The sequence below is a fragment of the Lentilactobacillus kefiri genome, from assembly GCF_007989105.1.
GTDB lineage: Bacteria > Bacillota > Bacilli > Lactobacillales > Lactobacillaceae > Lentilactobacillus > Lentilactobacillus kefiri.
Window position 1 is genome coordinate 1 of the sequence record NZ_BJVK01000052.1, and the last position, 8816, is coordinate 8816.

9 protein-coding genes are annotated in these 8816 nt (G+C 44.8%); 3 read left to right on the top strand and 6 right to left on the bottom strand.

The window, feature by feature from the left end:
- Nucleotides 1-487 precede the first annotated feature (487 nt).
- Nucleotides 488-820 (top strand): hypothetical protein, encoded by a 333-nt coding sequence (locus LKE01_RS10900; RefSeq protein WP_054769806.1) that lies wholly within the window; start codon nucleotides 488-490, stop codon nucleotides 818-820.
- Nucleotides 821-948: 128 nt separating this feature from the next.
- Here LKE01_RS10900 and LKE01_RS12450 read toward each other — a convergent pair whose 3' ends face one another.
- The 3 genes from LKE01_RS12450 to LKE01_RS10910 all read right to left on the bottom strand — a co-directional run bounded on the left by LKE01_RS12450 (nucleotide 949) and on the right by LKE01_RS10910 (nucleotide 2797).
- Nucleotides 949-1602 (bottom strand): pyridoxal phosphate-dependent aminotransferase, encoded by a 654-nt coding sequence (locus LKE01_RS12450; RefSeq protein ID WP_433962218.1) that lies wholly within the window; start codon nucleotides 1600-1602, stop codon nucleotides 949-951.
- Nucleotides 1599-2060, bottom strand: a complete 462-nt coding sequence (locus tag LKE01_RS12455) for an aminotransferase class I/II-fold pyridoxal phosphate-dependent enzyme (RefSeq protein WP_433962217.1) — start codon at nucleotides 2058-2060, stop codon at nucleotides 1599-1601. Before LKE01_RS12455 ends, LKE01_RS12450 begins: the two co-directional genes overlap by 4 nt.
- 152 nt (nucleotides 2061-2212) lie before the next feature.
- Nucleotides 2213-2797, bottom strand: coding sequence for a peptidylprolyl isomerase (locus LKE01_RS10910; protein WP_054769807.1), 585 nt, complete (start codon nucleotides 2795-2797; stop codon nucleotides 2213-2215).
- Nucleotides 2798-2950: 153 nt separating this feature from the next.
- Between LKE01_RS10910 and LKE01_RS10915 the strand changes: the two genes are divergently transcribed.
- Both LKE01_RS10915 and LKE01_RS10920 read left to right on the top strand, forming a co-directional pair.
- Entirely contained in the window at nucleotides 2951-4204 is a 1254-nt protein-coding gene (locus LKE01_RS10915; RefSeq protein ID WP_056982402.1) for an MFS transporter, read from the top strand.
- A gap of 76 nt (nucleotides 4205-4280) precedes the next feature.
- A complete protein-coding gene (locus tag LKE01_RS10920) occupies nucleotides 4281-5324 on the top strand; it encodes a zinc-binding dehydrogenase (protein ID WP_054769808.1) in 1044 nt (347 codons plus the stop codon).
- A gap of 112 nt (nucleotides 5325-5436) precedes the next feature.
- On the opposite strand, the gene LKE01_RS10925 is transcribed toward LKE01_RS10920, so the two are convergent.
- From LKE01_RS10925 to LKE01_RS10935, 3 genes are all read right to left on the bottom strand, one after another.
- Nucleotides 5437-7629, bottom strand: a complete 2193-nt coding sequence (locus LKE01_RS10925; protein ID WP_056982404.1) for a heavy metal translocating P-type ATPase — start codon at nucleotides 7627-7629, stop codon at nucleotides 5437-5439.
- Nucleotide 7630: 1 nt separating this feature from the next.
- Nucleotides 7631-8074, bottom strand: coding sequence for a CopY/TcrY family copper transport repressor (locus tag LKE01_RS10930; RefSeq protein ID WP_056982406.1), 444 nt, complete (start codon nucleotides 8072-8074; stop codon nucleotides 7631-7633).
- A gap of 163 nt (nucleotides 8075-8237) precedes the next feature.
- Nucleotides 8238-8735: a GNAT family N-acetyltransferase gene (locus LKE01_RS10935; protein ID WP_056982408.1), complete on the bottom strand. Its 498-nt coding sequence runs from the start codon at nucleotides 8733-8735 to the stop codon at nucleotides 8238-8240.
- Between the last annotated feature and the right edge of the window lie 81 nt (nucleotides 8736-8816).

Below are 8816 nucleotides of genomic sequence, written 5' to 3' on the forward strand. Positions count from 1 at the left end.
GAAAATAATGGTTTGAGTCGCCAGCGCCAGTGACGCCAAATAAAAATCACTTCATATTCCCGCAAATAAATTTGCGGGCACATGAAGTGATGACAACCAGCCATTTGTTGTTAGTTTGTAGGCAGACACTTTGATAAGGGTGATGATACATTCACTGCTGTTGAGGCAAGATTCGGAAGTCATTATTTTGTTTGAAAATATATTGACATGAAGTCTTATCAAAGTAAATGGTAATGGTTACTGTTTATTATACATAACCACTCCTCTTTCGTCCAGTCTATTTTGGAAATTTATTAAAACTGATTGAACAGTCGAATGTTTCTCGGACGACGATAAAAAGGCCATCAAATCCGGCTTTACAGGAAGCGCTCACTTTGCTTATGTGCCGGCCTTAAAAAAGAAAGTCATGATTCTTGACGGCCATATTTGCATATGTTTATATAATAACTGTACAGACGCTTAAGGAGTTCCCAAAGGAGGAATACCAATGACAGATTTAAAAGCTGAAGTTGACACTAACCATGTTCATAGTTTGCACTGCGGCCACACCAAGGTTTTGCATCACGATCATATTGATTTTGTAGAAGCCAACGGTCACTTACACCATAAACATGAAGATCACTGGGATGAATGTAAAATCGAAGTTTCAGATCAAAATCCCGATGGTGAACATCCTGTTGAAGGTGAAATTCATGATGACTATTGCGGCCATCAAGAAGTTCCCCATGGCGATCACATGGATTACCTTGTAAACGGCAGATTGCAACACGTTCATGACAATCATGTAGACGATCACGGCCCATTAGACATTGTCAGCTAGACATTTAAAATCGAATAACATCAATATAAAAGCAATCATCCCGCCAAGGAATGATTGCTTTTTTGTGATCCATTTAATTGTTTGACGACATCCTAACCAACAATCATGCGGACAGTCGGTTTCAATCCTTAATGTGATAATACGGCCGTTAATTTGGACAAGAAGAATTCTAATTCTTTGTGTGTGCCAACTGTCACCCGGATATGATGAGGATACCCCCATGGCGTGCAGTCACGGATGATAACCCCCTGCTTCATCAAATCATCGACGACTTGAGTTGCATCGGGCGCACCGTCCGGCAGCTTTGCAAACACAAAGTTGGCTTGGGAAGGCGCAACCGTGAACCCCAGTAACCCCAACGATTCAACCAAGCCTTCACGATCACCCAAAATCTTTTTCCGGGTTTTATCAATTTCGGCTTTATCAAATTGCATTGCGGCGGCAGCCCCGGCAATTGCCGTCCGGTTAGTGTTGAATGGCTCCGTCACAGTGTCGTACGCCTGAATGGCCTCAGGGTCGGACAATACGTATCCCAGTCGGGCACCAGCCAAACCATAAAACTTGGAAAATGTCCGAACCACCATCACCCGTTTTTTACCAATATACCGAATAAAGTTGGCCAAGCTCAGATGATCGGCAAATTGAGCATACGCTTCATCCACAACGACCCAAACGTTATCAGGGACCTTATCCATGAATGCTTCAAGCTTTGACGCATCGGTAATCGTTCCGGTTGGGTTATTGGGATTGCAAAGCCAAATCAGCTTGGTTTTATCGGTTATTTTTGCTCAAACTGATCCAGGTCAAACTGATAGTCGGCAGTCAACGGAATTTCAATCACTTTGGCACCCATTAATTTGGAAACCTCACGATACAACCGGTACGACTGCTTGGCAATGAGAACTTCATCGCCTTCGTTGATAAACATCTTGGAGATGGTTTCAATGATATTGCCGGCGCCACTTCCCAAAGCAACGTTTTCCGGCTTCAATCCGGTTTCGTCAGCCAGAAGCTTCTTCATGTTAACAAAGTCATCTTCAGGATATCGATTCAAGGTACTGATACTGTGAATCATTGCGTTCTTTGAATGATAGTACGGCGCATATGGGTTTTCATTAGACCCCAATTTAACCACTTTATCCAAGTGATACTTCCTGCGAACTTCGTCTTCAGTTTCGCCTTGAATATATGGCTGAGTAATATTAACTTCTTTTCGATATGTTTGATCAAATTTAACCATAATTTCACCGCCTTAATCACAAGTTTCTGATTTCTACAAGACCATCGTACCGCGAATGAGTCGGTGACTGTGGATTATTGATTGTTTAATTGCACAAAAAAGCTGGGCCAGAAAATTTCTGGTCCAGCTGTGGATTTTGATAGATGCTTCAATTATTTACTGATTTCAACCTTTTCCATGACAACGTCTTCTTTAGGCTTGTCTTGGGCGTTCTTGGCAACTTGGCTGATTTCTTTAACAACGTCCATACCAGAGATGACTTGGCCAAAGACAGTGTGTCTGAAGTCGAGCCATGGTGTGCCGCCGTTCTTGTATGCTTCAATAATTTCTTCTGGATAACCGGCAGTCTTCATCTGAGAAATCATGCCGTCATCAACGTGTTCGTTGCTGACAATGAAGAACTGACTGCCATTGGTATCTGGACCGGCATTAGCCATTGATAAGGCCCCGTTGATGTTGAACAGTTCAGGTGAGAATTCATCGGCAAAGTTGCCGCCAAAGCTGCTTTCGCCACCCATCCCGGTTCCGGTTGGATCGCCACCTTGAATCATGAAATCAGGAATGACCCGGTGGAAAATGACGCCATTGTAGTAGCCCTTTTCGGCCAAAGCAATGAAGTTTTCAACCGTCTTGGGAGCTTGTTCAGGGAATAATTGAACCACAATGTCGCCGTGGTTGGTCTTAATGGTAGCCTTGGGTCCTTTAGCGTTATCTAAATCTAATTGAGGTAAAGTCATTTTATATCTCCTTTAATATACATTCTTTGTCTTCAATGAGCTTATCACAACCATCAATCAAAGTCAGGAACTTTGACGGTATTTCCCCGCTTTTATGACGAATAAGGTAAAATGTTGATAACAATCATTCCAGAAAGTCACGAGGTATTCGCCATGAAAGTTAACGAAGCACATTGGCGCCGTAATATATATTTGTTTTTAACCAGCCAGTTTTTGACGGGAATCACCAGTATGATTGTTCAATATGCCATCATCTGGTACCTGACTAAAGAGACCGGCTCTGCAACCATCTTGAGCATTGCCACAATTTTGGGCATGCTGCCGATGGCCTTGCTGAGTCCATTTGTCGGCCCGCTGGTAGACCGGTGGAAAAAAAAAGCCTTGTTGATCGTGCCGGATATTGTGGCCGCAATCTTCGCCATTATCCTGTCAGTCTCTGGCGGCGTCTTTCACGTCTTTCCAGTCTGGCTGATTTTTGTATCGTTACTAATGCGATCAATTGCGCAAACATTTCAGATGCCAACCATTCAATCGGTTATGCCGACGATGGTTCCAGATGCAGAATTAACCAGAGTCAACGGTCAGCTGGGAATGGTTCAGTCAGCCAACATGGTGATTGCGCCTGCGTTAGGAGCTTTCTTGTTTGCAATTATCCCCATGCAATACCTGATTTTACTGGACGTTCTCGGGGCAATTCTTGGCATCAGCTTTTTGATTTGGGTTCAGATTCCCAATAATGAAAAAATCGACGCTGCCCTGCACATGCTCCATAACACAAAATTAGGCCTCCAGCAGCTCATGGGCAACAAGGGGCTCTGGTACATCACCATAACCGGTGCCGTCTTCATGCTGCTCATTATGCCCGCTTCAAGCATGTATCCGCTCATGACTATGAAATATTTTCAGGGAACCGTCGGCCAAGCGGGATTCATTGAAGTCCTATACTCCAGTGGCATGCTTGCCGGCGGGGCGATTATCGGCATCTGGGGAAACTGGGCGGATCGAATGAAGCCGGTCATCTTCTCACTTTTCCTGGTTGGCGTTCCAACTGGCATCAGCGGCCTTCTTCCCGGTAATCAAACCGGGTTCATCTGGTTCGCAATTTTAAACGTGATCGAAGGGGTTGCCAGTCCACTCTTTAATACCCTGTTAATGGCCATGATCCAACAAAGTTATCCCGCCAAGCAGCTGGGACGGATTTTGGGCGTCTTAAATTCAATTCTGAGTCTGACCGGCCCCCTTGGCTTGATTTTTGCGGGGCCACTTGCCGATTCGCTGGGAGTTGAAACACTCTTTATCATTGCCGGCATTGGGACGGTCATTTGCGGCATCTTTGTCCTGCTGATTCCAGTGATGCGCCAATACGATATTAGACTCCAGGAACGGCTTTCTGAAGCCGAAAAATAGTCTATCCAGGCTTGCCTTCAAGTCGACTTTAAGGTTTACAATAACCTTGTAAATAAATTTATGAGGAGATTATGACATGAAATCAACCATTTTTGTAAAACCTGGCAAAGTTGAAATTCAAAACATTGACAAGCCAACCATTCAAGCTGATGATGACGCAATTTTACACATTGTTCGAGCTTGTGTCTGTGGATCAGACTTATGGGCTTATCGTGATTTAGAAGATAAGGAGCCGAATTCTGAGAATACCGGCCACGAAGCAATCGCAATTGTCGACCAAGTCGGTAAAAATATTACAACTGTCAAGCCGGGAGACTTTGTAATCGCACCATTTACCCACGGCTGCGGTCATTGTGCTGCCTGCCGTGCCGGTTACGAAGGAAGCTGTCAGAGTCATAGCGACAACTTTAGTGCTGGTTATCAAGCCGAATACGTTCGTTACCAGCATGCCGAGTGGTCACTGGTTAAGATTCCAGGCAAACCTGAAGACTATAGTGACGGCATGTTAAATTCGTTACTGACTCTCGCAGACGTCATGGCAACCGGCTATCATGCTGCCCGTGTCGCCAACGTTAAGCCCGGTGATACAGTCGTCGTTGTCGGTGACGGTGCTGTCGGCCTTTGCGGTGTAATCGCCTCACAGATGCGTGGCGCAAGCCGAATCATTGCAATGAGCCGCCATGAGGACCGTCAAAAGCTGGCAACCGAATTTGGGGCAACCGATATTGTCCCTGAACGTGGTGACGAAGCCGTCGCTAAGGTTATGGCTTTAACCAACGGCGCCGGCGCCGATGCTGTTCTTGAGTGTGTTGGCTCTGAATTATCAACCGATACCGCAATGAAAGTTGCCCGTCCAGGTGCAACCGTCGGCCGAGTTGGCCTGCCTCATACAAAAAAGACCGATTTAACGAACTCATTTTACAGTAACCTGGCAATTGCCGGTGGTCCCGCTTCTGTAACCACCTATGACAAATCAGTTCTGCTAAAGGCGGTCTTGGATGGCGATATTCACCCAGGCAAGGTCTTTACCAAGCGCTTTACGCTCGATGAAATTGATGATGCCTACCAGGCCATGGCCAAACGTGAAGCAATCAAATCGTTGGTTGTCGCTCAAAAATAGAGAGTGGGACAAACGGCGTTTTAGCAAAATAATATGACATTCCAAAAAAGAGGCTGAAGCAAAAGCATACACTTTTGTTTCGGCCTCATTTTTTGGTTATCACATTTTAAGCTTAATCATTTTTAATTTTATCAGCTGTCAATCCCATTGCGTTAATCGCAACGATAACTGTCGACATTGCCATGACAACCGCTCCAACGGCTGGGTCCAAGATAAGTCCAGCGAATGCCAGAACACCGGCTGCCAATGGGATGGCAATGATGTTATATCCGGCTCCCCACCAGAGGTTTTGAACCATTTTACGGTTGGTAATTTTAGCTAAGTCAAGGAAGTGGAGAATATCACTTGGTTCTGATTTAACCAAGATGACATCAGCGGAATCGATTGCGACATCAGTTCCGGCACCAATGGCAACACCAATATTGGCTTCTGCCAAACTTGGAGCGTCGTTGACACCGTCACCAACCATGATGACGTGATTGCCCTTAGCCTGGGACTCAGAGACAATCTTTTGCTTGTCGTTGGGCAGCAGACCAGCATGAAATTCGTCTAAGCCAAGTAGCTTGGCAACATGTTCGGCTGCTTTCTGGTTATCACCAGTCAGCATAACCGGGGTAATCCCACGTTTCTTTAATCCGTTGATCAAATCTTTGGCACCGGACTTGATGGTATCACCTTCAGCAACCATTCCCAAAACCTGTTTGCCTTGAAGAAGGAAGCTGACAGAGTTGCCTTTGGCGGCCCACTGATCAGCAGTGGCGTTGTCAAATGAAATCCCATTTTTGGTCAAATAGTTTCCATTGACAATCGTGTAATTTTGACCGTCAATATCTCCGGAAATGCCAACACCGGGGATATTTTGAGAGTTCTCGGCGGCCTTAACAAAGATGCCTTTTGCTTCTGCAGCTGAAAGAATCGCCTGTGCAAGTGGATGAGTCGAGTTACTCTCGAGAGCAGCTAATTTACTTAACAATGTTTGTTCGTCATTTCCAATAGTTGGGACGACGGCATTCACGGTAAATTTGCCTTCAGTCAGAGTACCGGTTTTGTCCAGCAACACATGACTGACATGCTGACTTGCTTCAATTGCCTGACGATTTCGAACCAACAGACCATTTTGAGCCCCGATTGCAGTTGAACGGGCGATTACCAATGGAACCGCGAGCCCCAATGCATGAGGACAAGCAATCACAAATACCGTGACCATCCGGGTAACCCCAACTGAAAAGCCTTGCGGCAGCCATGCGAAGAAGGCGATGATCCCAATTGACAATGCTGCGTAGAAAAGATACTTGGCAACGAGATCCGCCAGACCTTCAGCTTTAGACTTTGACTGTTGAGCTTCAGAAACCATCTTCATAACTTGTGACAAATATCCTGATTCACCGGTACCGGTAATTTGAACGGTTAATGTTCCGTTATTGTTTGTCGCACCACCAATGACCTTGTCACCGGGATTCTTGGTAACGGCAGCAGATTCACCAGTTACTAATGCTTCATTAACAGTTGATTGACCATTCGTGATGGTTCCATCGGCAGGAATACTTTCACCTGCACGAACCTGAAATGATTGACCAACCTGCAAATCAGATACTTGAACATCTTTGGTTTCACCATTATCAGTAACCAAATGAGCTGTCTTAGGTAAGAGAGCGGCCATTTTTTCAACCGCATCCCCCGCGCCCATCACAGCGTTCATTTCAATCCAGTGTCCCAACAACATGATCAGAATCAAGGTTGCCAGTTCAAACGAGAAATCCATCACGTGGGTTGATGTGGCTAACACATTATTGGCAATGAATGCGTAAATACTGTAAAAGTATGAAACGGAAATACCAAGGGTGACCAATGTCATCATAGCGGGTTCTTTGCTTTTAACCTCAGCCCAGGCACCCTTTAAGAATGGTGAACCGCCATAGAAGTAAAGTGCGGTATCAAAAAGGAGAATCGCGATTCCTTCAAATATCGGCGCATTAAAATTGAGAACTGAAACGTTGAGTCCCATAATTGGCGCTAAAAGTAACACGGGGATAGCGAGAACAACAGAAATCCAAAATTTCTGCTTCAGGTTACCCATGTGCATCATTTGGCCGCCATGCATCATCATGTCACCGCCCATGTCCATTCCAGACATGTCATCGTGACCTTCGTGACTCATATCCATATGGCTGTGATCCATTTTCATATTGCCATCATTCATCGACATCTTGGAATGATCCATCGTCATTTTTGAATGATCCATCTTTGAATGATCCATGCCACTCATGTCATGATTCATATTCATATTATCTTTGTTACTTGCCATCTCAGCTATCCTCCTCACATGTCATCTTCCCGGGAAGACAGTTACAGTGAACCATCTCCGGGGCATCTTTGGCTTTTTCTGCCAAAATCTTTTGTAATTCTGCAATATCACTTTTCGAAAGCTCACGGGTTTTGATCACTTGGGCAATCGTTGATCCTGCCCTCATCGCACACATATGGTCAAACAGATCATCTGCGGCAGCCGACATTGATTCTTTTTCACCAACCACTGGCTTAAAAGTAAATGGCCGGCTTGCACCAGTCTGCTCAACTGCCCCTTTCTTAATCAGGCGGTGCAGTAGGGTCTTGGTGGTCGAGTCCGACCAGCCTTCCAATTGATTCATTGTGTCAATCAACTCACGGCTGGTTGTCTGGCCCATTGTCCAAATTGCTCTCATAACTTCCCATTCTGAATCGGTGATGGTTACGTGCTTTGCGTCTATCATTTTATTAACCTCATTTTTAATTTTTTAAATTTACATTTGTAGCTCTCAACAACATTAAGTTTACAACTGTAACTTATCTTTTGCAAGTTATTGCACGTCGTTGACGCTTTTAAAACCAAAAAAAGTGACCAGAATGCTGTTCTGATCACCTTTTACATATCAATTAATTAAAATGTTTTCCTAAAATATCCAAGCTTCTGCGTTGCCCATCCATATCTGCTACATCCGGCAAATGGCCCCAAGTTTCAAATCCGTTATGTTTAAAGAGTTTTTGACTTGGCAGATTATGACTGAAAATAAAAGCAACCAACGCGTCCAGTCCCAGCCGGGGTAACTCACCAATCACAAAATCAAGGGCTTGTTGTCCCAAGCCTTGATGACGGAAATCGGCATCAATGTAAATACTGATTTCCGCTGTCCAATGATAAGCCGGCCGGCCATAAAACGACTCCAGCCCAACCCAGCCAGCAATTTGACCATCAATTTTCATGACCCAAAGTGGCCGAGTATCGTGATTAAAGGCTTCAAACCACCCTTCACGGGATTCAACAGAAACGGGTTCCAGATCGGCAGTCGCAAGTCGACTGGGAATAATTTCGTTATAAATTTCGACAATTTTGGGTAATTCACTTAATTTGGCATACTCAAATTCAACAGGCATCCTAATTCCTCTATTCTTAATGACTATTCTTTTATTCTATGCCAGCAAAGGACGCCACGCAATGACGATTATTAATGACAC